This is a genomic window from Burkholderia sp. PR2 (assembly GCF_052372875.1).
GTDB lineage: Bacteria > Pseudomonadota > Gammaproteobacteria > Burkholderiales > Burkholderiaceae > Burkholderia > Burkholderia diffusa.
This window is the reverse complement of the sequence record NZ_JBQRWH010000001.1, coordinates 275,402-299,028: the sequence shown is the minus strand read 5'-3', so window position 1 is coordinate 299,028 and position 23,627 is coordinate 275,402. Positions and strand designations below refer to the sequence as shown.

The 23,627-nt window shown below is 67.5% G+C and carries 19 protein-coding genes; 6 read left to right on the top strand and 13 right to left on the bottom strand.

Annotated features, from left to right (window positions below; all coding sequences use genetic code 11):
- Window positions 1-309: 309 nt before the first annotated feature.
- Both ACT2FV_RS01310 and ACT2FV_RS01305 read right to left on the bottom strand, forming a co-directional pair.
- Window positions 310-969 (bottom strand): YdcF family protein, encoded by a 660-nt coding sequence (locus tag ACT2FV_RS01310; RefSeq protein ID WP_444503019.1) that lies wholly within the window; start codon window positions 967-969, stop codon window positions 310-312.
- A 205-nt stretch (window positions 970-1,174) separates the two neighbouring features.
- Window positions 1,175-2,209 (bottom strand): rod shape-determining protein, encoded by a 1,035-nt coding sequence (locus tag ACT2FV_RS01305; RefSeq protein ID WP_151050948.1) that lies wholly within the window; start codon window positions 2,207-2,209, stop codon window positions 1,175-1,177.
- A 271-nt stretch (window positions 2,210-2,480) separates the two neighbouring features.
- On the opposite strand from ACT2FV_RS01305, the gene ACT2FV_RS01300 reads away from it, so the two are divergent.
- Window positions 2,481-4,901 carry a patatin-like phospholipase family protein gene (locus ACT2FV_RS01300; protein ID WP_444503018.1) on the top strand — a complete coding sequence of 807 codons (2,421 nt, stop codon included), beginning with the start codon at window positions 2,481-2,483 and terminating at the stop codon, window positions 4,899-4,901.
- A 6-nt stretch (window positions 4,902-4,907) separates the two neighbouring features.
- Here the strand turns inward: ACT2FV_RS01300 and ACT2FV_RS01295 are convergent, their stop codons facing one another.
- Window positions 4,908-6,038: an ATP-binding protein gene (locus ACT2FV_RS01295; protein WP_059600167.1), complete on the bottom strand. Its 1,131-nt coding sequence runs from the start codon at window positions 6,036-6,038 to the stop codon at window positions 4,908-4,910.
- A 64-nt stretch (window positions 6,039-6,102) separates the two neighbouring features.
- Entirely contained in the window at window positions 6,103-6,813 is a 711-nt protein-coding gene (locus tag ACT2FV_RS01290) for a response regulator (RefSeq protein ID WP_124621947.1), read from the bottom strand.
- Between the two features lie 224 nt (window positions 6,814-7,037).
- Here ACT2FV_RS01290 and ACT2FV_RS01285 point away from each other — a divergent pair, with 224 nt between their 5' ends.
- Complete coding sequence (locus ACT2FV_RS01285; protein ID WP_124621949.1) at window positions 7,038-7,952, top strand: glutaminase; 915 nt, start codon at window positions 7,038-7,040, stop codon at window positions 7,950-7,952.
- 442 nt (window positions 7,953-8,394) lie between these two features.
- On the top strand, window positions 8,395-9,030 hold the full coding sequence (locus tag ACT2FV_RS01280; protein WP_444503017.1) for an isochorismatase family cysteine hydrolase: 636 nt from the start codon (window positions 8,395-8,397) through the stop codon (window positions 9,028-9,030).
- 67 nt (window positions 9,031-9,097) lie between these two features.
- Here ACT2FV_RS01280 and ACT2FV_RS01275 read toward each other — a convergent pair whose 3' ends face one another.
- Both ACT2FV_RS01275 and ACT2FV_RS01270 read right to left on the bottom strand, forming a co-directional pair.
- Window positions 9,098-9,829: a ribonuclease T2 gene (locus tag ACT2FV_RS01275; protein ID WP_124622007.1), complete on the bottom strand. Its 732-nt coding sequence runs from the start codon at window positions 9,827-9,829 to the stop codon at window positions 9,098-9,100.
- Between the two features lie 425 nt (window positions 9,830-10,254).
- Entirely contained in the window at window positions 10,255-11,658 is a 1,404-nt protein-coding gene (locus tag ACT2FV_RS01270) for an HdeD family acid-resistance protein (protein WP_444503016.1), read from the bottom strand.
- Window positions 11,659-11,982: 324 nt separating this feature from the next.
- Between ACT2FV_RS01270 and ACT2FV_RS01265 the strand changes: the two genes are divergently transcribed.
- Window positions 11,983-12,540, top strand: coding sequence for a helix-turn-helix domain-containing protein (locus ACT2FV_RS01265; RefSeq protein ID WP_444503015.1), 558 nt, complete (start codon window positions 11,983-11,985; stop codon window positions 12,538-12,540).
- Window positions 12,541-12,625: 85 nt separating this feature from the next.
- On the top strand, window positions 12,626-13,207 hold the full coding sequence (locus ACT2FV_RS01260; RefSeq protein WP_444503014.1) for an HD domain-containing protein: 582 nt from the start codon (window positions 12,626-12,628) through the stop codon (window positions 13,205-13,207).
- Window positions 13,208-13,242: 35 nt separating this feature from the next.
- Here the strand turns inward: ACT2FV_RS01260 and ACT2FV_RS01255 are convergent, their stop codons facing one another.
- Window positions 13,243-14,781, bottom strand: a complete 1,539-nt coding sequence (locus tag ACT2FV_RS01255; RefSeq protein WP_444503013.1) for an MFS transporter — start codon at window positions 14,779-14,781, stop codon at window positions 13,243-13,245.
- Window positions 14,782-14,958: 177 nt separating this feature from the next.
- Here ACT2FV_RS01255 and ACT2FV_RS01250 point away from each other — a divergent pair, with 177 nt between their 5' ends.
- Window positions 14,959-15,864, top strand: a complete 906-nt coding sequence (locus ACT2FV_RS01250; RefSeq protein ID WP_444503012.1) for a LysR family transcriptional regulator — start codon at window positions 14,959-14,961, stop codon at window positions 15,862-15,864.
- Between the two features lie 71 nt (window positions 15,865-15,935).
- Here ACT2FV_RS01250 and ACT2FV_RS01245 read toward each other — a convergent pair whose 3' ends face one another.
- The 6 genes from ACT2FV_RS01245 to ACT2FV_RS01220 all read right to left on the bottom strand — a co-directional run bounded on the left by ACT2FV_RS01245 (window position 15,936) and on the right by ACT2FV_RS01220 (window position 23,496).
- Window positions 15,936-17,075 carry an enoyl-CoA hydratase/isomerase family protein gene (locus tag ACT2FV_RS01245; protein WP_124622013.1) on the bottom strand — a complete coding sequence of 380 codons (1,140 nt, stop codon included), beginning with the start codon at window positions 17,073-17,075 and terminating at the stop codon, window positions 15,936-15,938.
- Window positions 17,072-17,863, bottom strand: a complete 792-nt coding sequence (locus ACT2FV_RS01240) for an enoyl-CoA hydratase (RefSeq protein WP_301844194.1) — start codon at window positions 17,861-17,863, stop codon at window positions 17,072-17,074. The genes ACT2FV_RS01245 and ACT2FV_RS01240 overlap by 4 nt, the downstream gene beginning before the upstream one ends.
- The gene (gene mmsB, locus ACT2FV_RS01235) at window positions 17,860-18,762 is read right to left on the bottom strand and encodes a 3-hydroxyisobutyrate dehydrogenase (protein ID WP_444503011.1); all 903 of its coding nucleotides are present in this window, start codon (window positions 18,760-18,762) and stop codon (window positions 17,860-17,862) included. Before mmsB ends, ACT2FV_RS01240 begins: the two co-directional genes overlap by 4 nt.
- A gap of 18 nt (window positions 18,763-18,780) precedes the next feature.
- Window positions 18,781-20,310, bottom strand: coding sequence for a CoA-acylating methylmalonate-semialdehyde dehydrogenase (locus ACT2FV_RS01230; RefSeq protein ID WP_444503010.1), 1,530 nt, complete (start codon window positions 20,308-20,310; stop codon window positions 18,781-18,783).
- Window positions 20,311-20,417: 107 nt separating this feature from the next.
- Complete coding sequence (locus ACT2FV_RS01225) at window positions 20,418-22,124, bottom strand: AMP-binding protein (protein ID WP_059600176.1); 1,707 nt, start codon at window positions 22,122-22,124, stop codon at window positions 20,418-20,420.
- Window positions 22,125-22,362: 238 nt separating this feature from the next.
- Entirely contained in the window at window positions 22,363-23,496 is a 1,134-nt protein-coding gene (locus ACT2FV_RS01220; RefSeq protein ID WP_444503009.1) for an acyl-CoA dehydrogenase family protein, read from the bottom strand.
- Between the last annotated feature and the right edge of the window lie 131 nt (window positions 23,497-23,627).

Genomic DNA, 23,627 nt, shown 5'->3' with positions numbered 1-23,627 from the left:
TTGATGAAATGCGCAAAGTGACGGGTTTCCACGGATCTCCCGGTCACTCCGTCAAATCCGGCGCGAAGCTGCCGACGAGCTCGATCCGTGAAAATGCCGATACCTCATAGACGGCTGATTTTCGCGGTGCAATACAAGTGACGGCTGCGGCAGTCGGTTCGATAATCCGGATCCATTTCATTTGCCAATTTGAAAGCGCGGATTTTCAACATGCTTCCCGACAGTTTCGGATCAGGTCCATGCAAAGGCGGCATTTTGAAATGAAAATGAAAGCCGCAAAATCGACCGAATCCCGGCCGGCACGCCGTGTTATGAAAACAGGCTGATCAGATAAAGCATTGGCCGGAACGACATGGGCCGTGCATCGGGATCGAGCCACAGGCGCAGCGCATAGATCGCGTATGCGGGCACTTCCCGCCAGCTCGAATAGATATCCCGCCACTGGAAGCTGTGTGGATACGCGGCGAAAATGTTCGCGGGAGCGATGCCGACCCGCTCGAACGCGAGGCGCGCCCGCGCGAGGTGGTAATACTGGCTGACGATCAGCACGCGCGACATCCGGTGCGCCTGCATGTACGCGCGCGTGTGCTGCGCGGTCGCGAGCGTGTTGTCGCCCTGGTCGTCGACGGCGATCCGGTCGGCCGGCACGCCGCGCGCGACCAGATAGTCGCGCATCGCGGTCGCCTCGTTCAGCCCGGGGCCGTCGATCGCGCCGCTGACGAGGAACGCCGGGCACTGCCCGGTACGATAACAGCGCACGCCGACATCGAGCCGCGCCGCAAGCACCGGTTTCGGCGCACCGCCGTCGTCGAGCGCATTGCCGAAGATCACCGCGACGTCGGCCGGCTCGCTCGGCATCCGCATCCCGGTTCCGACGAGCACAACTGCTGCGACAATCCACAAACACGCGAACGCGGCCAGGACACGGCCGATCCGGGCCGCACGGCCCCGCTTGAAACGCTGGTTCAAAGGTATCGGACTCCTGGAGAAGCGTGCCGCCGGTTTGCACGGCACACGGCCCGGCATGCTGCCACGGCGCGCTCGCGCCTGTCCAGGTAACGAGGTCGACACGACGTGCCGAGCGTGTCCGGAGAACCCGGACGATGTTCGGCATGCAGGAAATTCGGGGTTCGAAAGGCCGGCAAGGAACGCCAATGCGCCGGCCCGGCCGGCGTCAATCCATCGGACACGTCGCGAGCCGCCCCTTCGCCTCCCCCGCGCCGCGCACCGCGCAGGTGGCCGGCTCGTCGGCGATCCGCGCAGTCAGTCCGGTCTCGTCGCGCAGCAGGCGTTCGAGGTCCGCGAGCAGCGCGCCGCCGCCCGTGAGCACCACGCCGCGATGCGCGATGTCGGTCAGCAGTTCGGCCGGCGCATTTTCCAGCACCGACTTCACCGCGCCGATCACCTGCTTGAGCGGTGCGGCCAGTGCGTCCGCCACGTCGTGGTTGGACAACTCGATCGACCGCGGCAGGCCGTCCGCGACGCCGCGCCCGATCGCGCGCGTCGACGTGCGCGGCACCGCGCTGGTTGCCGAGCCGATCGTATTCTTCACGCGCTCGGCGGTCTGCTCGCCGAGCAGCACGCCGTACAGGTTGCGCACGTGGTTGACGATCGCCGCGTCGAACTGGTTGCCGCCCACGCGGATCGCCTCGCGGTAGACGATGCCGCCGAGCGCGATCACGGCAACTTCGGTCGTCCCGCCACCGATATCGATCACCATCGAGCCGACCGGCTCGGTCACCGGCAGGCCCGCGCCGAGCCCGGCGGCGAGCGCTTCCTCGATCAGTTCGACGTCCGATACACCGGCCGCGAACGCGGCCTCGCGGATCGCGCGGCGCTCGACCGCCGTCGCGTCCGACGGCACGCACAGCGTGACCTCGACGCGGCGTCCGAAACGCGAACGCGTGCGCGACATGTCGATGAAGCGGCGGATCATCTGCTCGGCGGCGTGCGCATCGGCGATCACGCCGTGCCGCATGGGCCGCACGGCCTCCAGATGCCCCGGCTCACGGCCGAGCAGTGCCTTCGCGCGCTCGCCGACCGCTTCGAGCGTCGGTCGCGCGTCCATCGCGCCGCCCTTGCGAAAGCAGACGACCGACGGCTGGTTCAGCACCACGCCGCGCTCGTGCGTATAAATCCGCGTACTCGCCGTTCCAGGGTCGATCGCAACGGGTTGCGCAAACAACTTTCCGAACAGCGGTGTCGACATATCAAGCCTTTTTTTGAACAAACCGGCCGAAACGGCCAGGCCGCGTCTCCGCGGCGCGCTTTTACCGCCCCATCATGGACTTAGCGGCAAATCGTTCCGGTACTTTAGACAATTCCGATGATTTTTTCGCGACGAGATTGCCGAATGTGTGTTTCGGCAGGTCCGCGGCTACGCATCGGCCTCTCGCGTCGCGCTTGTAAAACACGGTAATCTCTCGGTCTTGCCTGCTCCCGGCAGGCGTCCGACGCCCGATCACGCCAGGTATTCCTCCATGACAGCGACCGCTTTTCCCCGCTGGCTCGGGGTGCGCCAACTGGGCGCAACGCTCGTTGCGCTCTGGTGCTGCACCGTTGCCGCGCAGCCCTTGCCGGCAGCCGACACCGCCCCCGGCACCGCGACGGCGGCCACTTCCGCCGCGCCGGCCGCCCCCGTCACGACGACCGCGGCCCCCGCCGCCAAGCCCGCGCCGACCTGCAACGCCGACGGCGGTCCGGCCGGCCGGCCGGCGATCGGCCTCGTGCTGTCCGGCGGCGGCGCCCGCGGGTACGCCCACCTGGGCGTGCTGAAAGTGCTCGAGGAGAACCGCATTCCGATCGATTGCATCGCCGGCACCAGCATGGGCGCCGTGGTCGGCGGCCTGTATGCGAGCGGAATGGCCGCCGACGAGATGCAGAAGCAACTGTCGGAGGTGAACCTGGCCGACATCGCGTTCGACGTGACCGACCGCGCGGACCTGCCGCAAAGCAGCCGCGAGGACGAGCGACTGTACATCAACAGCCTTACACTGGGCTTCGGCAAGAAAGGCGTGAAGGCGCCGGTCGGCCTCGTGCAGGGCAACCGGCTGCAGGCGCTGCTCGCGAACTGGACGGCCGCCGTGCCGACCAATCAGCCGTTCGACCAGTTGCCGATCCCGTATCGCGCGGTCGCAACCGATCTGCAGACGGGCCAGATGGTCGTGCTGGACCGCGGCTCGCTGCCGCTCGCGATCCGCGCGAGCATGGCGATGCCCGGCCTGTTCGCGCCGGCCGAGATCAACGGCCGCGCGCTCGTCGACGGCGGCCTCGTCAGCAACCTGCCCGTCGACACCGCGCGGCAGATGGGTGCGAAGGTCGTGATCGCCGTCGACATCGGCTCGCCGCTGCGCCCGCTCGACGCGCTCGCGTCGCCGGCCGACGTGATGCAGCAGATGGTCGGCATCCTGATCCGCCAGAACGTGACGTTGCAGCGCAAGCAACTCGCCGCGCAGGACGTGCTGCTCACGCCCGACCTCGGCGCGCTCGCGTTCACCGATTTCCAGAACGCGAAGCAGGCGATCGCCGCCGGCGCGGCCGCCGCGACCGCGGCGCTCCCGCGGCTCAGGCACTTCGCGCTCACGCCGGAACAGTACGCGGCCTACCGGTCCGCGCATGCGCAGCCGCTGCCGCCGCCGATCCGCATCACGCGGGTCGAGATCAAGACGACCGGCGGCGTGCCGAAGCGCGTCGTCAGCGACGCGCTGCACGTGAAACCGGGCGACACCTACGATCCGGCGACCGTCAGCCAGGACCTGCTCGGGCTGACGACCGGCGGCAATTTCGAGAGCGTGACGCAGCAGATCGTGAGCCACGGCGACGAGAACGTGCTCGAGATCGATGCGCGGGAGAAATACTGGGGGCCGAATTTCCTGCTGTTCGGCGTCGGGATGTCGAGCAGCTCGACCGACGAGGGCGGCTTCCGCCTGCACATCGGCTACCGGCGGCCGTGGCTCACCGAATCGGGCCTCGAGTTCCGCGCGGACACGACGATCGGCAGCGATCTGCAGTCGGCGCGCGTCGAATTGCGCCAGCCGTTGCCGGCCGCATACGGCTTGTACATTTCGCCCTACGCGGAATATCAGCGCCGCTACGTGAACCTGTACGACAACAGCGGCGAGGTGAAGCTGAATCAGTACTTGATGCAGACGGCGCGCACCGGGCTCGACTTCGGCCTGCCGATCGCCCGGCTCGGCGACTTCCGGATGGGTATCGGCTACGCGACCGGGCACGGCTCGCCGAACTACAACCTGCCGTTCCCGTTCGATGACGGCAGCTCGACGCTGATATGGCCGAGCTTCACGTCGCAGGCGCTGACCGCGCGGGCGCGGCTCGTCATCGATCAGCTCGACGATCCGATGTTCCCGCGCCGCGGCTACTACGGCGAATTCCGTGTCGAACGGTCGCTGTGGTCGCACAACAGCCAGTCCGCGGAGGACCTCGCCGATACGTCGAACACGCCTTACACCGAGCTCTACGGCAAGGCGATGATCGCGCAGCAGTTCGGCCGGCACAGCGTCAGCGCAACGATCGAGGGCGGCAAGAGCATCGGCGGCACCAACCTGATCAACGCGTTCAACTTCACGCTCGGCGGGTTCCAGCATCTGGCCGCGTATGCGGCCGACCAGCTGACCGGCAATGAACTCGCGTACGGTAACGTGACGTACATGAACCAGCTGATGACGTTCAACGCGTCCCCGATCAAGGCGCTGTCGGTCGGCGCCAGCGCGGAAGTCGGCAATGTGTGGACGAGCGGCGTGAAGGTCGGCGGCGGCACGCTCAAGCAGAGCTACACGTTCTTCACGAGCCTGTCGACCGCATTCGGTCCGCTGTACATGGGTGTCGCGCTCGCGCCGGGCGGCCGGCGCAACATCTACCTGCAGCTCGGCCGCACGTACTGACGGCGCTCAGATCGGCCAGCTGATCTCGAAACGCGCGCCGCCGAGTTCGACCGGATCCACCACCGCGATCCGGCCGTTGTGCGCGTGGAGCACCTGCCGCGTGATCGCGAGGCCGAGCCCGTAGCCGCCGGTGCGGCGGTCGAGGCGCACGAACGCGTCGAAGATCCGCTCGCGCTCGCTCTCCGGCACGCCCGGGCCGTCGTCCTCGACGAAGATCGCGATGTTGCCGTGCTCGAGCGCGATCCCGACGACGATCCGCGACGCCGCATATTTGCTCGCGTTGCGCAGCAGGTTGCGCATCGCGTACGACATCAGCCGCCGGTCCATCTTCACGCGCAGGTCCGACGCGATCGCGATGCGCGACTCGATCGCACGCTCCGGATACAGCAGCTGCGCGTCGCTGACCTGGTGCTCGAACCACGCGACCGGCGCGGTCAGTTCGAGGTTCGACTGCAGCGAGCTGTATTCGAGCCGCGCATACGTGAGGCTCATGTCGATCAGCTCCTCGAGCTCGGTCACGTCCTGCGCGATGCTCTCCAGCGCACCGTGGTATTCGGCGGCGGAGCCCGGTTCGCGCAGCATCTCGAGCGCGAAGCGCACGCGCGCGAGCGGCGTGCGCAGCTCGTGCGAGATCCCGTTCGTCAGGTCGCGCTGCGCCGCGATCAGCCGCTCCATGCGCATCGCGAGCGCATTCAGCGTGCGCGCGAGCGGGCCGATGATCACGCTGTGCGACTCCCGCGCGCGCGTGTTGAAGCGGCCGCCGGTGAAGTCGATCGCGCGCTCGCGCACCATCACGAGATCCGACCAGACCGGCCGCATCCACCGATATGCGGCGAGCGCGGGCGCTGCGAACACGAACGCCAGCACGATCCAGATGTCGCCCGGCAGCGCGTCGAACGCGTGCCACACGACTTCCGGCGACAGCACGACGCACAGCGCGAGCGCCGGCACGAGCGCGGTCAGCAGCACGAGGCCGAGCAGATGCAGGTAGGTCCGCACGTACAGGCGCGACCAGCTCGGAATGCGGTCGGCGCGCGTGTCGGTCCACGCGCGGCGGAAATGCAGCCAGCGCCATCTGACATAGCGCGGCGCCGAAAGCGGCGCTGCATCGGGGTGCGAACGGGTGCGTCGGATCATCGCGGCTTCCGGCTATCGTGCGATGCGAGGATGCGGCGGCCGACGGCGTCGTGCCGGGCCGGCGTCATTCCCACGCATGCTTGCTGAACTGGTAACCCTTGCTGCGGATCGTCTTGATCCGCTGCGGGTTGCCCGCATCGTCATGCAGCTTGCGGCGCAGCTTCGAGATGCGCCCGTCGATCGTGCGGTCGAGACCGTCGAACTCGACGCCGCGCAGCTGCAGCATCAGGTCGTCACGGCTGACGACTTCTCCCGCATGGCACACCAGCACCCACAGCAGGTCGAACTCGGCCGACGTGAGGTCCGGCGAGCCGCCGCCCGGCAGCACGACCGAACGGTCGGTGCGGTCGATCGAGAACTGGCCGAACGTGTAGCGCTCCGGCTGCGGCGCGGCACCCTCGGCCGCGCGCGCGGGGACGCGGCGCAGTTGCGCCTTGATCCGCGCGAGCAGGATGCGCGGCTCGACCGGCTTGTGCACGTAGTCGTCGGCGCCGAATTCGAGGCCGAGCAGTTCGTCGAACGGCTCGTCGCGCGCCGTCACCATGATGATCACGCCGTCGTACTCCTTGCGCGCCTCGCGGCAGATCTCGAAGCCGTCCTTGCCCGGCAGGTTCACGTCGAGAATGACGAGATCCGGGCGCGTGGACAGGATCGCCGGGACGGCGGCGTCACCGTGCAGCACAGTGTCGACTTCATAGTCGTTCTTGCGCAGGTAGCCGGCGATCAGTGTGGACAGGCGGGTGTCGTCTTCGACGAGCAGGATGCGAAAAGACATGGGCAACGGTCGGATCGTACGGGGAAACCGCGGCGGCGGCAGGCCTGCGCCGGCTGCCGGCCATCGGTCGAAACGTACCGCATGATACTGCGCCCACCGATTGCCCGTTTGAAGATCTGGAGAATAAGGGTGCGATGGTCGCCGCGCTTGACGAATCGGCGCCGAAACGGTTCCATACGGGCTCTCCGAAAACCGGGCCGCGCGCCCGCCCTGCCTCACACACGATGAATTACCAGTCGATCCTCGAACGCATCCATGCCGAACTCGCCCCCTGGATCGGCCAGGGACGTGTCGCCGACTACATTCCCGAGCTCGCTAAAGTGCCCGCCGACAAGTTCGGGATGGCCGTCGTGACGCTGGACGGAAACGTTTACACCGTCGGCGACGCGCAGGAGCGCTTCTCGATCCAGAGCATCTCGAAGCTGTTCGCTTGCACGCTCGCGTTCCAGCTGCTGGGCGATGCGCTGTGGGAGCGGGTCGGCCGCGAGCCGTCCGGCACCGCGTTCAATTCGCTCGTTCAGCTCGAAAGCGAGCGCGGCAAGCCGCGCAACCCGTTCATCAACGCCGGCGCGCTGGTCGTCACCGACGTGCTGTGCCGCCGCTTCGTCAAGGCCGAGACGGCGCTCGTCGAGTTCGTGCGGCGGCTGAACGGCGCGACCGACCTCGACTACGATTCGCGCGTCGCGCTGTCGGAACTGCAGCACGCGGAGCGCAACCGCGCGATGGCGCATTTCATGGCGAGCTTCGGGAACATGCAGATGCCGCCCGACACGGTGGTGGACGCGTATTGCCGCCAGTGTGCGATCACGATGAACTGCGTCGAGCTTGCGCAAGCGGCGCTGTTTCTCGCGAACGGCGGCGTCGCGCCCGTCACTGGCGAGCGGGTCGTCGATGCGAGTTCGGCGAAGCGGTTGTCGGCGCTGATGTTGACCTGTGGCACCTATGACGCAGCGGGCGACTTCGTTTATCGCGTCGGCTTGCCTGCCAAGAGCGGTGTCGGCGGCGGGATCGTCGCGGTGCTGCCGGGTGACATGGCCGTGTGCGTATGGGCGCCGGGGCTCGATGCGAACGGGAACTCGCTGGCAGGGACGCTGGCGCTGGAGTGGTTGACGACTTATACGGGAAGGTCGATTTTTTGAGCGGGCGAGGTTGGGCGCGCGTCGGCTGGCACGACGGCGGCAGGTGAATATCGGCTCGTGCCGGCGCGCTCAACGGGGAATTCGGCTATCGGCAGCAATCGACCGAGGTTGCGTAAAAACGCGTTCGATCACCCAGACTGAGCCAACCCGTTCCGATGAGAGGCGACGATGGGGCGTTTTGTCGAAGGCGAGGGCCTATTGGTCGTGTCGCGACCGAAATGAGCTCGCACATCCTGTGCCTATAACTTCACGCGCGTCATCACGATCCTCAGGTTCGAAAAAACAATGAATGCGATGAAGCTGGTCGGCGTGTGAGTCCACGTGCCGGCACCGCTGACCGTATTGACCGAGTTCCGGCACGCTTGCATCGGAATGGTTGACGACGTATAACGAGCGATCGATTTTCTGAGACACCGAAATGACTCATGGGAGAGCATCAGTCATGCAACCGGAACACGCTTCAGATCTCGCAACGACTCGCCACGCACACGCGGAAGGCCGCACGCACACACCGATTCCGCCGATCGTGCCGGCAAAAACCGCACTGGTCGTGATGCACTACCAGACCGACATTCTCGGTCTCTTTCCATCGGTCGCCCCTACCCTGCTCGCCAACACGCGCAAGCTGTGCGATGCAGCCCGGGCGGGCGGCGTCCACGTGTGTTTCGCCAATCTCCGTTTCAGCCCGGGCTACCCGGAAGTCAGTCCACGCAACAAGAACGGGCAAGGGATCAAGCAGCTCGGCCTCTTCGTCGACGACGGCCCATGCCCGGAACTCGGACGGCTGGACCACGAGCCGCTGACCGTCGCGCATCGCGCGAGCGTGTTCTTCCGCACCGACCTGCAGTCACGGCTCGTCGCGCAGGGCATCGACACGCTGATCCTCGTCGGAATTGCGTCGACCGGCGTCGTGCTGTCGTCGGTTGCGCATGCAAGCGATGCGGATTTCCGGCTGTATACGGTGAAGGACTGCTGCTACGACCCAGATGAGGTCGTGCACGAGCATCTGTTCGCGACGGCGTTCGAGACGCGCACGACGGTGCTGTCGCTCGCCGACGCACTGCTGCTGCTCGCATAGACGTGCAACACCCGCGCCACGCCGGCCGGAACGCTTCCGACCGGCGCATCCCGCGCAACTTCGCGCGTTACTTCGCGATATACACGCCCGACGTCGGGCACGTCCCCTGCGTATTCCCGTCCGTCACGAGCGACGCCGCGCTCGGAAACTGCGTGGTCGCATTCGTCTTGACCGCGATCCACGCTTCCGTGAAATAGCTGACGCCGTTGGTCTTCGTGCACTTCAGCGACACCGCGCTGCGCGTATTGCTGCCGAACGCGCCTTCGAACGCGGACAGCAGCTGGTTGCGCGTCACGGTCTTGCCCGCGTTCGCCTGCAGGAACGCGTTGAACGACGTGTTGCCGAGCCGGCTGACCATGCCGGCCGCCTCGTTCCAGTATGCGTCCGGCGATGCCGAATTCGAGCAGGTGCCATGCTTGAACCATTCGTGCTTGTCGAGGCACGACGCCACGCCCGGCATGTAGGTTGACAGCGTGTTGCGCGTCGCGGTGCTGACCGGATACGCATCCATGCTGCACCACTGGTGCGCGTTGTCGAGATCGACGTCGCTCTGCGGCACGCCGCAGTAGAACGGCTGGTTGCCGTCGTACCTGTTCGGCCACAGGCCGTGCAGCGACAGGCTCGTCGCCGCGTACGTGCCGGCGAGGTTCGTACACTCCGGCGTGTCGTGCGACGCGCAGAAGCCGGGCTCCCACGAAGCCGCGAGCAACAGGTAGTCGTAGCTGGTCTGCGCGACGGCGTGCAGCGAGGCGGATGCGACGGCGAGTGCGGCCGCGGCGCGGGCGAGCGTCTTGAGCATGGCGTTTCCTCGGAAAAGGCTTGCAGTCGCGGGATGCGCCGCAAGATTGTCGAATGTCTGCCCGCGATTGTTGTCCGCGCAACGTGGCATCAATATGAAGGTCGACGAAGGAATTCGTCGTGCAACGCCGAGCCCGTTATCGGCGGCACCGATCCCGACGCTCGCCTTCCTGCGCCTGCGACGCCGGCCTGCCCTGTCGCCATCTTCATCCTGCGACGGAGCATCCCAGGATGACGGCCTCCCGGCCAGGCAAGCCATACCGCGTCGAGATCGGGAACCGGGGAACCTTCAAACGGGAATCAGGATGCGGAATGCGCTCGTGGAGTTCACTGTTGTTCGCCAGGCAAGTTCCGATAGCGGGCAACCACGCCGGATCGTCCGGCGGCGGAACCTGTCGCGCCCGGCCCTCGTCCGGCACCGCACGATTATTTCACCGACGCGGCTTCCGATTCACCCGGTGACAGTGCCGCGCTGTCCTGCGCTCGCCACGCGCGGCGCGACGCCATGATCGCCTTCACGGCCGAGCGCGCGACCTTCCACCACGCGAACGGCCGCGGATCGGCGAGCATGCTGAGCGCGCGCGCATAGTCGAGCGTGAGGCCGGGCGTCCAGGCCATCGTCACCGCACGCTTGCGGATCTGCGCGGCGACCCACAGCTCGGGCGTGAGCAGCAGCCGGATGAATGCGCCCCACCCGGCACGCGTGCCCCTGAGCCGCCACACCGCGCCGTCGAGTGCCGCTTCGAGCGCGTTCGAGACGGTGCTCGAGCAGTTGCGGTGCGTGAGGTTGTACGTGACGGTCTGCCGATACGACGACCAGAATGCGGCCAGCTTCGCCGGATCGTAATTGCGGATCCGCACGCGCACGGTCGACGGACACCACGCTTTCGACTCGGTCGCATAGTCGGGCTGGAACAGGCCCGGCACGTCGTTCTCGCGCGTCGCGCGCAGAATCCGCGTGAATTCGTCCGGAGAACGATCGATTTCCACCGCCGGATAGAGGCTGATGTAGATGCCCTCGGGCGACTCCAGCGCCGCATGGCCAGTGGAGATCACGCCGTTGACGTCCACCGCCGCGATGTAGCGGTCGATCACAGGATAGCGCTGGGCTTCGGCCTTCGACGTGCCGGTCGGCGTCCATACGTGCACGGTCAGCGCGTGCTCGTGGTCGGCCGGCGGGCCGTCCCATTCCGATTGCGTGAAGCGCGGGACGTCGGGCGCCGCGTCGATGTCGGGCACGATCGACGGCGCCGGCGATGTGACGAACGCGGGATTGCGCGTCAGCCGCCGAACGCGCGCGGCAAGGCTCAGCATGTGCATCCCGCCAAACATCAGCAGCAGGCCGAGGCAGTACGGCACGGTACCCACATAGTGGGTCGGATACGGCTGATAGAAGAAGACGGCCAGCAGGATCTCGACAACGCCCCACGCGAATGCAACGTTCCAGCGCCGGTAACGCACCATCCATGCGGACGTGCACTGCAGCAGCCCGTCGACGAGGAACAGCGTGCCGAAGATCATCGACAAGAGGAAGTGGCCGTGATGATGGCCCGCGAACACGAGCCCGGCGGCCACGACGACCGCGATGCCCTTCACGTAGCGCAGGATGCGCTGCCCGCCGACGCCGCTGCCAGCCACCGCGAGCGTCGCGAGCCCCTCGATCAGGAACAGCCAGGCGAACAGTTCGATCGGAAAATGCAGCGCACCGTCGAGCGCGTCGACGAAGATGCCGACGCCCGCGACGACCCACAGCCAGCCCAGCACGGTCAGCCCGCGCGAGCGCGTTCGCAGATATTCGATGCCCAGCAGCAGCAAGACCAGTCGTACCATGGCGCCCTCGTATGTTTTTTCGGGATACGCGCTGGCCACGCGTCCCGCGTCGTGCCGACCGCGCGTTCGTGCGATGCGGAAGTCGGAAGCCAGAGCTGACCGGCGCATCATGTTTCAACATGAACAATGACAGCCGGCGCACTCCGCTTTCGCCGAATAATAAGATATGGAGGAGCCGGTTGAAAGCCTGGCGAAAACAATTCCGGTGAGTCCTGACGCCCGACGTCAAGCTCGTCGTGATCCAGGCATCCCCGGAACAACGGCCGATTGATTCATTTCGCAACGCGGCGCCAGCGCGGCCCGCATCCCGAACGGAGCACGAACATGCCCGCCTCACCGCTTCACTCCCCACCGCTCGGCCCGCAACTCAAGCGTTGGCGCACGCTGCATCGCGTGAAGCAGAGCCACGCGGCCGAGTTGTTCGGCGTCGCGCAATCGACGATTTCGCGCTGGGAAGCCGGCATCCAGCAGATGTCGCCCGACGAGCGCGCGATGGCCGAGCGGCTGCTTGCCGCGCGCCTGGATTCAGCGGGCGACCACGCGCTCGCCCGGCTGATCGCGAGCAGCACGGCCCGCATGCATCTCGTGTGCGACCTCACGCACCGTCTGCTCGCCTGCTCGCCATCGCGCGCGGCCGAGTTCTCGCGGCCGCTGCCGACGTTGCTCGGCACATCGCTGTGGCGCTACGCGACGCCGGAAATCGTCCGCATGGAAGCCGCGCTCGACCCGCTTGGCTGGCACGATCGCGCGGGGCCGCCGAGCGTCGAATTCGCGACCGGCGCAAATGCATCGCGCGTCGTGCCGATCCGCGGCAGCACCTGCCGATGGACACGGATGACGCTGTCGGACGGCTCCGCCGCGCGGCTCGTCGAAACGTTGTAGCAAGCGCGGCGCGCATATTTCATGCGTGGACGCATCGCGTCCGCGCGACGTACGCTTGAGGGCTCGAATCAAGCACTTCCCTGCCATGAACCTCGACACGATCCACGCGCGGCTCGATTTCCTGCGCGAAGCCGAACGCCTGAAAGACGTGCTGCGCAGCGGCCATACGTCGACCGGGCGCGCCGAAAGCACGGCCGAACACAGCTGGCGGCTGTGCCTGATGGCGCTCGTGTTTGCCGATGCGCTACCCGACGTCGACACGACGAAGCTGCTGAAGCTGTGCGTCGTCCACGATCTCGGCGAAGCGCTGCACGGCGACATCCCTGCGATCGAGCAGGCCGCGCATCCGGACAAGAACGCACACGAACGCGACGACCTGCTGACGCTGACGGCCGGGCTCGATCGCGTGCTGCGCGACGAGATCGTCGCACTGTGGGACGAATACGAGGCGGCGGCATCACCGGAAGCGCGCGCCGCGAAGGCACTCGACAAGCTCGAAACGATCCTCCAGCACAACCAGGGCAGCAATCCGCCGGATTTCGACTACGCGTTCAATCTCGGCTACGGCCGGCGCTACACCGACGCGGTGCCGTTATTCAGCACGATCCGCGCGATCGTCGACGCGGACACGCAACGCCGGATCGACGCTCGCGGCAACGGCGCGTAAGCGCGCGGAACCGGCCGCGCGCGACACTGCGTGCATCAATCACACACCGCCGCCCCGCGCCTTGCCGGCGCGAACGCCACCGCGCTCGCGATCGCGAGCACGGCCACGCCAGCCGCGCCGTACACCATCACCCAGCCGAACCCGTGCAGGAGCGCCGCGTGCAGCGCCGCCCCGGTCGGGTCGGCCCTTGCGAGCGCCGGCGCGATCGCCTGCAGCCCATCGGTGCGGCCCGACGCGATCTGCTGCGCCAGCATGCGCAGCGTCCCCACATCGACCGCCCCCGCGACGCCCGCCTTCAGGCTCGCGACGATCCCCGCAACCAGCACGAAGCCCATCGTCGCGATGTTCAGCGCGAGCGAGATCATCCGCGCGCTCATGTCGATGCCGGACGCCATCCCGGCGCGCGAGCTTGGCACCGCGCCCGTCGTCGTGTTCGTGACCGGCGTGTTGGTGAGCCCGAGCCCGATGCCGGCGATCACGCAGCCTGGCAGCATCGTGAGCCAGCTGGCATGCTCGACGCCGCTGCCGATCCGCATGAGCGCGAAGCCGGCCGAGATCGTAAACAGGCCACCCGGAATCACGACACCAGGCCCGTAGCGCAGCGCGAGCCGCTCGCCGAACGGCGGCGCGACCAGCGTCGGCAGCGTGTATGCGAGCAGCGCGAGGCCGGCCGTCACGCTGTCGTAGCCGAGCGCGACCTGGAACCAGATCGGCAGGTAGATCATGAACGGCCAGAAGCTGAAGTTCATCCCCATCGAGCCGAAGATCGCGCCGGTGAACGCGCGAATCCGGAACACGGAGAAGTCGAACATCGGCCGCGCGCTCGTGCGCTCCGCGATGAAGAAGCCGGCCAGCGCGAGCACGGTCGCACCGAGCACGCCGAGCCCGGCCGCACTCGTGAGCCCCAGCTCCGCGCTCTGCGTGATGTAGAACGCGAGACCGAGCACGGCAAGCGACAGCGTGACGATGCCCGCGACGTCGAGCGTGCCCGCGTGCGGATCGCGCGACTCCCGCACCGCGCCGCCGATCAGCACGAGCGCGACGGCCGCGAGCGGCGCATGCACGAGAAACACCCACGGCCAGTTCGCCAGCGCGACGATCGCGCCGCCGACGAGCGGCCCGAAGCCGAGACCGATCCCGAACACGATCCCCCAGATCCCGAACGCGCGGCCGCGCTCGCGCCCTTCGCGGAACTGGTGCGACAGCACCGCGATCTGGCAGATCAGCATCGCGCCGCCGCTCGCGCCCTGCAGCAGCCGGCCCGCGACCAGCACCGGCACGGTCGGCGCGAGCCCGCACAGCAACGACGTCGCACCGAACAGCACGGTGCCGATCACGTACACGCGCTTACGGCCGAACCGGTCCGCAAGCGTGCCGGCCGCCATCAACACCGTCGTACACGCGATCGTGTACGCGTTCATGATCCACTGCATGCCGTTGAAGTCGCCGTGCAGCACGTGTTCGAGCGTCGGCAGGATCACCGGCACGCTCGAGATCTCGAGGCCGAACATCAGCGACGTGAGACAGACGGCCGCGAGCGCGACCGCATTCCTGCGGGAGTCGGATAGCGTCATGCGTATTGCGCGTCGGCCCGGCAACGGGCCGCGCGCCTCCAGTGAGAAGGGTTCGCCGCGCGCGGCCGGCGACGCACGCTGAACGGGAATCGGTACTATAGTGAGAATTTCGCTCCCCATTGACGCGCCTATTTCCACGAACCAGGGAATCACAGGACGCAATCAATCCAACCCGCCATGACCGACAGACTCGACGGCGTAACGACCTTCGTCCAGGTCGTGGAATCCGGCAGCTTCGCGCTCGCCGCGGAACGGCTCGACATGACGCGCTCGGCGGTCGGCAAGGCGATCGCGCGGCTCGAGAAGCGGCTCGGCGCGCGGCTGCTGCAGCGCACGACCCGCAGCCAGAGCCTGACCGACGACGGCCAGGCGTACTACGACCGCTGCGTGCGCGCGCTCGCGGAGCTGGAAGCGGCCGAAGCCGATCTCGATTGCGGCCGCAACGAAGCGCGCGGCAAGCTGCGGCTGAGCGTGCCGCTCGCATTCGGGCATCACTGCGTGACGCCGATCGTGCTCGATCTCGCGCGCACCTATCCGCACCTGCGGATCGACGTGTCGATCACCGACCGTTTCGTCGATCTGGTCGAGGAAGGGATCGACCTCGCGGTACGAATCGGCCCGCTCGCGGACAGCACAAGCCTCGCGGTGCGGCGGCTCGGCACGCAATACGGAAGCCTCGGCGCGGCGCCGTCGTATCTCGCGCGCTACGGAATGCCGCAATCGCTCGACGACCTCAGGAACCACCGGACGATCGCGTATTCACGCTCGGGCGTCGCGCAGCCGTGGGACCTGCGCGCGCCGGACGGCTCGACGGTGCGCATCGACATGCCGCATCAGCTCAGTTTCGACGACGTGCAGGCAATCGCGGCGGCAGGCGCCTCGGGGTTCGGAATCGCATGGCTGCCGAGCTGGCTGCTCGATCATTACGTGAAGCGCGGCGAAATGGTCGTCGTGCTCGACCGCTGCTTCGTCTGCGAAGGCGACATCCACGCGATCTGGCCGAAAACGCGCTACCTGCCGCGCAAGACGCGCTGTGTGATCGACGCGCTCGTGCAGGCGGTGCCGCCGATGATCGAGCGCTGAGCGCAGAAGCGCAGAAAGGAAATGGGTTGAAACCGACGCGCCGCACAGGCGCGTCGGTGCATCGCGTCACCTCACGCCGCGCCAAGATCGGCGAGCGGATGCGCGAACAGTTTCCACGGCGACGTCAGGAAATGCCGCACGCGTTCGGCGCGCAGTTCGACGAGCGACGCCGGCGCCCAGCGCGGCTTGCGATCCTTGTCGACGAGGTGCGCGCGCACGCCTTCGCAGAAGTCGCCCTCCTCGATCGCGCGCGCCACGATGCCGAGCTCCATCCGGAACGATTCGGCGAGCGTCATCTGACGGCCGCGCAGCAGCGCTTCGCGCGTCACGCACAGCATCGTCGGCGAATGGCCGGTGAGTGCGTCGAGCGTCGCCTGCAGCCATTGGCGATGCTCGCGCGCCAGCTCGTCGCGTTCAAGCTCCTGCTTCAGCGTCGCGACGATCCGCTCGACGGTCGAGCGCTTGTCGAAGTGACGAACGATCCACGCCATCTGGCTGTCGAGCGCCGAATGCGGCACGACGTTGCACGGCGGCTCGAACACCTTGCGCAGCGCCGGCAGCACGTCGCCGTCCCATTTGACGCTTTCGATGCGCGTCTCGAACGTATCGAGCCACGACGACGGCACGCACAGATCGGCGAGCTTCGCGGTCAGCGCATCGGCACCCGACAGCATCGCGCCCGTCAACCCCACGTACAGCTCGAGTTCGACCGGCATGCGCGACAGGAAATGCGTCGCGCCGACGTCCGGCACGAGGCCGATGCGCGTCTCCGGCATCGCGATCTTGCTGCGCTCGGTCGCGACGCGCAGCGCCGCCCCTTGCGCAAGCCCCATTCCGCCGCCCATCGTCACGCCGTCCATCAGCGCGACGACCGGCTTCGGGAACGCATGGATCGCGTAGTCGAGCCGGTATTCGTCGACGAAGAACGGCAGCCACGTCTCGCGCTGCGCGACCATCCGGTGCAGCGCGCGCACGTCGCCGCCCGCGCAGAAGCCCTTCTCGCCCGCGCCGCGCAGCACGACCGCGACGATCTGGTCATCGGTGCGGCAGCGTTCGAGGTGCGCGGCCAGCTCGCCGATCATCGAATAGGACAACGCATTGAGCGCGGCCGGCCGGTTCAGCGTAATGAGCGCCACGCGGTTCACCACGCGGAACAGCACCTCCGGCGCGGGTTGCGCGAAGCTGTCATGAGTCTTGACCGGCGTGCTCATCGTTGCGGCTCTCCATCGGGTTGCCATTGCGGCGCGCGCTTGCCGAGAAACGCGGCCACGCCTTCGCGCGGATCGTTCGTGTCGAACAGGTCGACGAAGCGTTCGCGCTCGACCGCGAGCGCCGCGCTGCGCGGCACGCCGCGGCGCGCGAGGCCGATCAGTTCCTTGCTGTATGCAATCGCGTGCGGGCTCTGCCGTGCGACGTTGCGCGCGAGCGCCAGCGCCGCATCGCGTGCCGCGCCGCTTTCGACCACGTCCTCGACGAGGCCGATCCTGAGCGCCGTTGCCGCGTCGACGCGCGTGCCGGCCAGGATGATCTTCTTCGCCCAGCCCTCGCCGACGAGCCAGGGCAGTGTCTGCGTGCCGAGCCCGCACGGCAGCAGGCCGACCGACGGTTCGGGCAGCGCCATCTGCGCGTGCGTCTCCGCGATCCGCAGGTCGCACGCGAGTGCGCATTCGAGGCCGCCGCCCATCGCATAGCCGTTGATCGCCGCGATCGTCACGACACGCGCGTCATGCAGCGCCTCGAACGCCGCGCCAAAGCGCGCGGCCATCGCGCGCGCGACCGCGCGGTCGCCGTCGGCGAACGTGTTCAGGTCGGCGCCCGCGCTGAAGAACTTCGGGCCGTCGCCGGTGATCACCAGCGCGCGCACGCGCGGGTTCGCGTTCAGTTCGGCGACGGTTTCCTGCAGTTGCCGCAGCCCGTCGGCGGTAAATGCGTTCGCGGGCGGACGCTTGAGCGTCGCGCACGCGATCGCGCCGTCGTCGACGTAGTCCAGTTCGATCATGAGGCGTCCTTCTTCGTGGCCGGTTGGTACAGGCGGATCACCGCCGAGAAATCGAGGTGCCCGTCGCCGCGGCTGCTCATCGTCTGGTACAGCTGCTGCGCGAGCGCGCCGAGATAGACGGGCTGGCGCGCCTGCTTCGCGGCGTCGTTCGCGAGGCCGAGATCCTTCAGCATCAGGTCGGTGCCGAAGCCGCCGCTGTAGCCGCGCGACGACGGCGCGGTGTCGATCACGCCCGGATACGGGTTGTAGGTGTCCGAGCTCCAGCAACGGCCCGTCGACGTATTGACGATCCCGGCCAGCACCTTCGGGTCGATGCCGAGCGCGACGCCGAGCGACATCGCCTCCGACACGGCCGCCATCGAGATGCCGAGCACGAGGTTGTTGCATACCTTCGCGACCTGCCCCATCCCCGTCGCGCCGCAATGGACGATGTTCTTGCCCATGCCGGCGAGCACGGGCTTCACGCGCTCGAAATCGGCGTCGCTGCCGCCGACCATGAAGGTCAAGGTGCCTGCCGCCGCGCCGCCGGTGCCGCCCGACACGGGTGCATCGACGAACGCGCCGCCGCGCTCGCGCACGAGCGCGCCGAACGCCTGCGCGCTCGCCGGATCGATCGTGCTCGAATCGATCACGGTCGCGCCGGCGCCGAGGCCGGCCAGCACGCCGTTCTCGCCGGCGAGCACCGAGCGCACGTGCGGCGCGGCCGGCAGCATCGTGATGACGAAGGTCGCGCCCGATGCGGCTTCGCGCGGCGACCCGGCCACCTGCGCGCCGGCGTCCTGCAGCGCGCGCAATGCGTCGGCGCTCAGGTCGAACGCGTGCACTTCATGGCCAGCCTTCAGGAGGTTCAGCGCCATCGGCCCACCCATGTGGCCCAATCCGATAAATCCGATCTTCATGTTCGTGTCCTCCCCGGCTCAATGCAGCCGGATCGTCGTGTTTACCGGGCCGGCCGTCGTGTCGTCGTCGAACCAGCGCGCGGTGACCGTCTTCGTCTGCGTATAGAACTGCACGACCTGCTTGCCGTACGGGCCGAGATCGCCGAGCTTCGAGCCGCGCGAGCCCGTGAAGCTGAAGAACGGCACGGGCACCGGAATCGGGATGTTGATGCCGACCTGGCCGACGTCGATCTCGCTCTGGAACTTGCGCGCGGCCGCGCCGCTCTGCGTGAAGATGCCCACGCCGTTACCCATCGGGTTCGCATTGACGAGCGCGATCGCTTCGTCGAGCGTGTCGACTTCCATCACGACCAGCACCGGCCCGAAGATTTCATGCGTGTAGATCGTCATGTCGGTCTTCACGCCGGAGAAGATCGTCGGCCCGATGAAGTTGCCTTCCTCGAAGCCGGCGACCTTCACGTCGCGGCCGTCGAGTTCGAGCTTCGCGCCTTCCTTGATGCCCGTGTCGATCAGCGACAGGATGCGCGCCTTCGCGCCGCGCGACACCACCGGCCCGACGTCGGTGCCCGCTTCCGAGCCCGCGTTGACCTTCAGTTGCTTCGCCTTCGCGACGATGTCCGGCAGCCACTCGCGCGCGCTGCCGACCAGCACCGCGACGGAGGTCGCCATGCAGCGCTGGCCAGCCGCGCCGAAGCCGGCGCCGACCAGCGCGTTGATCGCCTGCTCGCGGTTCGCGTCGGGCAGCAGGATCGCGTGGTTCTTCGCGCCCATCATCGACTGCACGCGCTTGCCGTGCTGGCTGCCGAGGTTGTACACGTGCGTGCCGACGGCGGTCGAGCCGACGAACGAGATCGCCTTCACGAGCGGATGCGTGCAGATCGCGTCGACCACTTCCTTGCCGCCGTGCACGACGTTCAGCACGCCCTTCGGCACGCCGGCCTCGATCGCCAGTTCGACGAGCGCCATCGTCGACATCGGATCCTGCTCCGACGGCTTCAGCACGAACGTGTTGCCGCATACGATCGCCATCGGGAACATCCACAGCGGAATCATCGCGGGGAAGTTGAACGGCGTGATGCCCGCGCACACGCCGAGCGGCTGGCGCAGCGTGTAGGTGTCGACACCGCCCGCGACGTTCTCCGCGAATTCGCCGAGCTGCAGCGTGCCGACCGAGCACGCGTGCTCGACCACTTCGAGGCCGCGGAAGATGTCGCCTTCGGCGTCGGGCAGCGTCTTGCCCTGCTCGGCCGTCAGCGTTTTCGCGATGCGCTGCAGGTTCGCGCGCACCAGATCCTGGAACTTCAGCATGATGCGCATGCGCGCGGAAATCGGCGTGTTCTTCCAGGTCGCATACGCGGCGTGCGCGGCCTGCACCGCCGCGTCGACTTCCGCGACGGTCGCGAACGGCACGCGCGCGAGGACCTGCTGCGTCGCCGGGTTGACGATGTCGCGCCACTCGCTCGTGGTGGACTCGACGAAGGCGCCGTCGATCAGCAGCTTGACCGTCGGCACGTCTTGCCCCGTGCGGGGCGTCGGATTCGCGTTCATCGATGCACTCTCCTTGCAGTGGGCCGTGTCGCGTCATGCAACGCGCGGCCGGTTCAATCGGTGCCGCGGGCGACGGCCGCGACATGCGGCACGCGGCCCACGGCAGGTCATTTCAGTTCGGCGGCGAAATCTTCTTCCCAGTATTCGCCGGGCATCCGCGTGGTTGCATCGTCGCCGCGCTCGATCTCGCGGCGGCGCAGCTCGACGCGGCGGATCTTCCCCGAGATGGTCTTCGGCAGCTCCGCGAACTGCAGGCGCCGGATGCGCTTGTACGGCGCGAGCTTCTCGCGCGAGAAGCGGAAGATCTCCAGCGCGAGCGCGGGACTTTCCTCGTATCCCTGGCGCAGCGTGATGAAGGTCTTCGGCACCGACAGCCGCACCGGGTCCGGGCTCGGCACGACGGCCGCTTCCGCGATCGCCGGATGCTCGATCAGCACGCTTTCGAGTTCGAACGGGCTCAGCCGGTAGTCGGACGACTTGAACACGTCGTCCGCCCGGCCGATGTACACGTAGTAGCCGTCGTCGCCGCGCATCGCAATGTCCGACGTGCGGTAATGGCCGTCACGCATCGCGTAGGCCGTCGCGTCCGGATTGTTCGCATAGCCGTTCATCAGGCCGACCGGGCGCGTCACGCCCGCGCCGATCGGCAGCGCGACCTCGCCTTCGCTGACGGGCGCGCCGTCCGGGTCGAGCAGCGCGATCCGGTAGCCGGGCAGCGGGCGCCCCATCGAACCGGCGACGACGGGCTGGCCCGGTGTGTTGCCGATCAGGCAGGTCGTCTCGGTCTGGCCGTAGCCGTCGCGAATCGTGATGCCCCATGCCTTCTTCACGCGCTCGATGATCTCGGGATTCAGCGGCTCGCCGGCGCCGACGATCTCGCGCAGCTTCACGTCGAACGACGCGAGCGGCTGCTGCACGAGCATGCGCCACACCGTCGGCGGCGCGCACAGCGTGGTCACCTGGTATTTGACGAGCGCGTCGAGCACGACCTTCGGCTCGAAGCGCGCATAGTTGAACGCGAACACGCACGCCTGCGCATTCCATGGCGCGAAGAAGCAGCTCCACGCGTGCTTCGCCCAGCCCGGCGAGCTGATGTTCCAGTGAATGTCGCCCGGCTGCAGGCCAACCCAGTACATCGTCGACAGGTGCCCGACCGGATAGGTGCGGTGCGTATGCTCGACGAGCTTCGGCTTCGAGGTCGTGCCCGACGTGAAGTACAGCAGCATCGGATCGTTCGCGTGCGTGATGGCGTCGGGCTCGAACGCGGCACTCGCCGCGTAGCCGTCGTTCATCGCGAGCCAGCCCGCGCGCGGCGCGCCGGCGACGATCTTCTGCTTGAGGCCGAGATCGGCCTGTTCGAATTTCGCGGTTTCGTTCTCGTCGACGATCGCGTATTTCGCGCCGCCGATCTGCACGCGATCGCGCACGTCGTCGGCCGACAGCTGCGTGGTCGCGGGCAACACGATCGCGCCGAGCTTCATCGCGGCGAGCATCGCGTCCCACAACTCGACACGGTTCGGCAGCATCAGCAGGATCCGGTCGCCGCGCACGACGCCGATGCCGCGCAGCCAGTTCGCGACCCGCGACGAGCGCTCGGACATCTGCGCGAACGAATACGGGTCGCCCGTGCCGGTTGCCGCGTCGACGATCCACAGCGCGGGCTTGTCGTTGCCGCGCGCCATCGGGTCGAAGTAGTCGAGCGCCCAGTTGAACGCATCGAGCACCGGCCATTCGAAATCGCGGTACGCGGTTTCGTAGTCGGTGCGATGGCGCAGCAGAAAGTCGCGTGCGTCCAGGAATGCCTGTACCGTCATCGTGTCGTCTCCTGTCTCCTGTCGACGAGAGTCGGCGCATCAACGCTTGCTCTCATCCCATGCCTCGTGCGGTCGGTCCAGTGCATGTGCTGCAGCGCATGCCCGGTTCCGTGTCGCGCGGCGCACGGTCACGTCGTTGCGTGCCGCGTTTGCCGCGCTGCCTTCGTGCCCTGCCTGTTTGCCTGCCTGTCTGGTTCTTCGCGTGGTTGTCGGTGGAGCGCGCGTCGCGATTCAGGACTCAAAGCTCTCGCGCGATCACCATACGCTGCACTTCGCTGGTGCCCTCGTAGATCTGCGTGATGCGCGCGTCGCGATAGTGACGCTCGACTTCGTAATCGACGAGGTAGCCGTAACCGCCGTGGATCTGGATCGCGTCCGAACACACGCGCTCGGCCATCTCGGACGCGAACAGCTTCGCCTGCGATGCTTCGGACAGGCACGGCAGCCCCGCCGTGCGCAGCTTTGCCGCGTGATGCACGAGCAGGCGCGCCGCGTTGATCTGCGTGGCCATGTCGGCCAGCTTCTGCTGGATCGCCTGATGCTCGGCGATCGGCTTGCCGAACTGCACGCGCTCGCGCGCATAGCGGCGCGCCTTGTCGAACGCGGCGCGCGCGATGCCGAGCGCCTGCGCGGCAATGCCGATGCGCCCGCCTTCCAGGTTCGACAGGGCGATCTTCAGCCCTTCGCCGCGATTGCCGAGCAGGTTTTCTTCCGGAATCGCGCAGTTCTCGAACGTGATCGGGCATGTGTCGGATGCGCGGATGCCCATCTTCTTTTCCGGCTTGCCGACGATGAAGCCCGGCGTGTCGGTCGGCACCAGGAATGCGGAAATGCCGCGCTTGCCGGCTTCCGGGTCGGTCTTGGCAAAAACGATCGCGACCCCGGCGCGCTGGCCGTTGGTCACGAACTGCTTCGCGCCGTTCAGCACCCACTTGCCGTCGCGCAGTTCGGCCCGCGTACGCAGGTTGTTCGCCTCGGAGCCGGCCTGCGGCTCGGTCAGGCAGAACGCACCGATGATGCGGCCCGCCGCCATCTCGGCCAGCCAGCGATCCTTCTGCGCGGGCGTACCGAAACCGAGGATCGGCCCGCAGCCGACCGAGTTGTGCACGCTCATCAGCGTCGCGCACGCGGCATCGCCGGCGGCGATTTCCTCAATCGCCAGCGCGTAGGCGACGTAATCCGTATACGCGCCGCCCAGCTCCTGCGGCACGATCATCCCGAGCAGGCCGAGTTCGCCGAGCTGCGCGACGACGGCGTCGGGCAGGTGCGCGTCGTGGTCCCACTGCGCGGCGTTCGGTGCCAGCGCCTCGGTGGCAAAAGCACGCGCGGCGTCGCGGATCATCCGCTGGTCTTCGGTGTAAAGCTCGTCCATGGCGCTGCTGTCTCCTGCGGCCGCGTGCCGCGACCGACCTTTCGTTTCGATGCAACAAGTGTAGGCAAGCGCGCGCGACTGTTCGATGCTCGCGCCGCTCATTTACACTGAGCGTTTTTGCCATACCGGCG

Bases quoted from the DNA above. Each gene is read 5' to 3' on its own strand.
- ACT2FV_RS01285 (WP_124621949.1), top strand. From the start codon at position 7,038: ATGAATTACCAGTCGATCCTCGAACGCATCCATGCCGAACTCGCCCCC.
- ACT2FV_RS01295 (WP_059600167.1), bottom strand. From the start codon at position 6,038: ATGATCCGACGCACCCGTTCGCACCCCGATGCAGCGCCGCTTTCGGCG.
- ACT2FV_RS01250 (WP_444503012.1), top strand. From the start codon at position 14,959: ATGACCGACAGACTCGACGGCGTAACGACCTTCGTCCAGGTCGTGGAA.
- ACT2FV_RS01275 (WP_124622007.1), bottom strand. From the start codon at position 9,829: ATGCTCAAGACGCTCGCCCGCGCCGCGGCCGCACTCGCCGTCGCATCC.
- ACT2FV_RS01300 (WP_444503018.1), top strand. From the start codon at position 2,481: ATGACAGCGACCGCTTTTCCCCGCTGGCTCGGGGTGCGCCAACTGGGC.
- ACT2FV_RS01240 (WP_301844194.1), bottom strand. From the start codon at position 17,863: ATGATCGAACTGGACTACGTCGACGACGGCGCGATCGCGTGCGCGACG.
- ACT2FV_RS01225 (WP_059600176.1), bottom strand. From the start codon at position 22,124: ATGACGGTACAGGCATTCCTGGACGCACGCGACTTTCTGCTGCGCCAT.
- ACT2FV_RS01245 (WP_124622013.1), bottom strand. From the start codon at position 17,075: ATGAGCACGCCGGTCAAGACTCATGACAGCTTCGCGCAACCCGCGCCG.
- ACT2FV_RS01230 (WP_444503010.1), bottom strand. From the start codon at position 20,310: ATGAACGCGAATCCGACGCCCCGCACGGGGCAAGACGTGCCGACGGTC.
- ACT2FV_RS01260 (WP_444503014.1), top strand. From the start codon at position 12,626: ATGAACCTCGACACGATCCACGCGCGGCTCGATTTCCTGCGCGAAGCC.
- ACT2FV_RS01290 (WP_124621947.1), bottom strand. From the start codon at position 6,813: ATGTCTTTTCGCATCCTGCTCGTCGAAGACGACACCCGCCTGTCCACA.
- ACT2FV_RS01280 (WP_444503017.1), top strand. From the start codon at position 8,395: ATGCAACCGGAACACGCTTCAGATCTCGCAACGACTCGCCACGCACAC.
- ACT2FV_RS01270 (WP_444503016.1), bottom strand. From the start codon at position 11,658: ATGGTACGACTGGTCTTGCTGCTGCTGGGCATCGAATATCTGCGAACG.
- ACT2FV_RS01305 (WP_151050948.1), bottom strand. From the start codon at position 2,209: ATGTCGACACCGCTGTTCGGAAAGTTGTTTGCGCAACCCGTTGCGATC.
- ACT2FV_RS01220 (WP_444503009.1), bottom strand. From the start codon at position 23,496: ATGGACGAGCTTTACACCGAAGACCAGCGGATGATCCGCGACGCCGCG.
- ACT2FV_RS01255 (WP_444503013.1), bottom strand. From the start codon at position 14,781: ATGACGCTATCCGACTCCCGCAGGAATGCGGTCGCGCTCGCGGCCGTC.
- mmsB (WP_444503011.1), bottom strand. From the start codon at position 18,762: ATGAAGATCGGATTTATCGGATTGGGCCACATGGGTGGGCCGATGGCG.
- ACT2FV_RS01265 (WP_444503015.1), top strand. From the start codon at position 11,983: ATGCCCGCCTCACCGCTTCACTCCCCACCGCTCGGCCCGCAACTCAAG.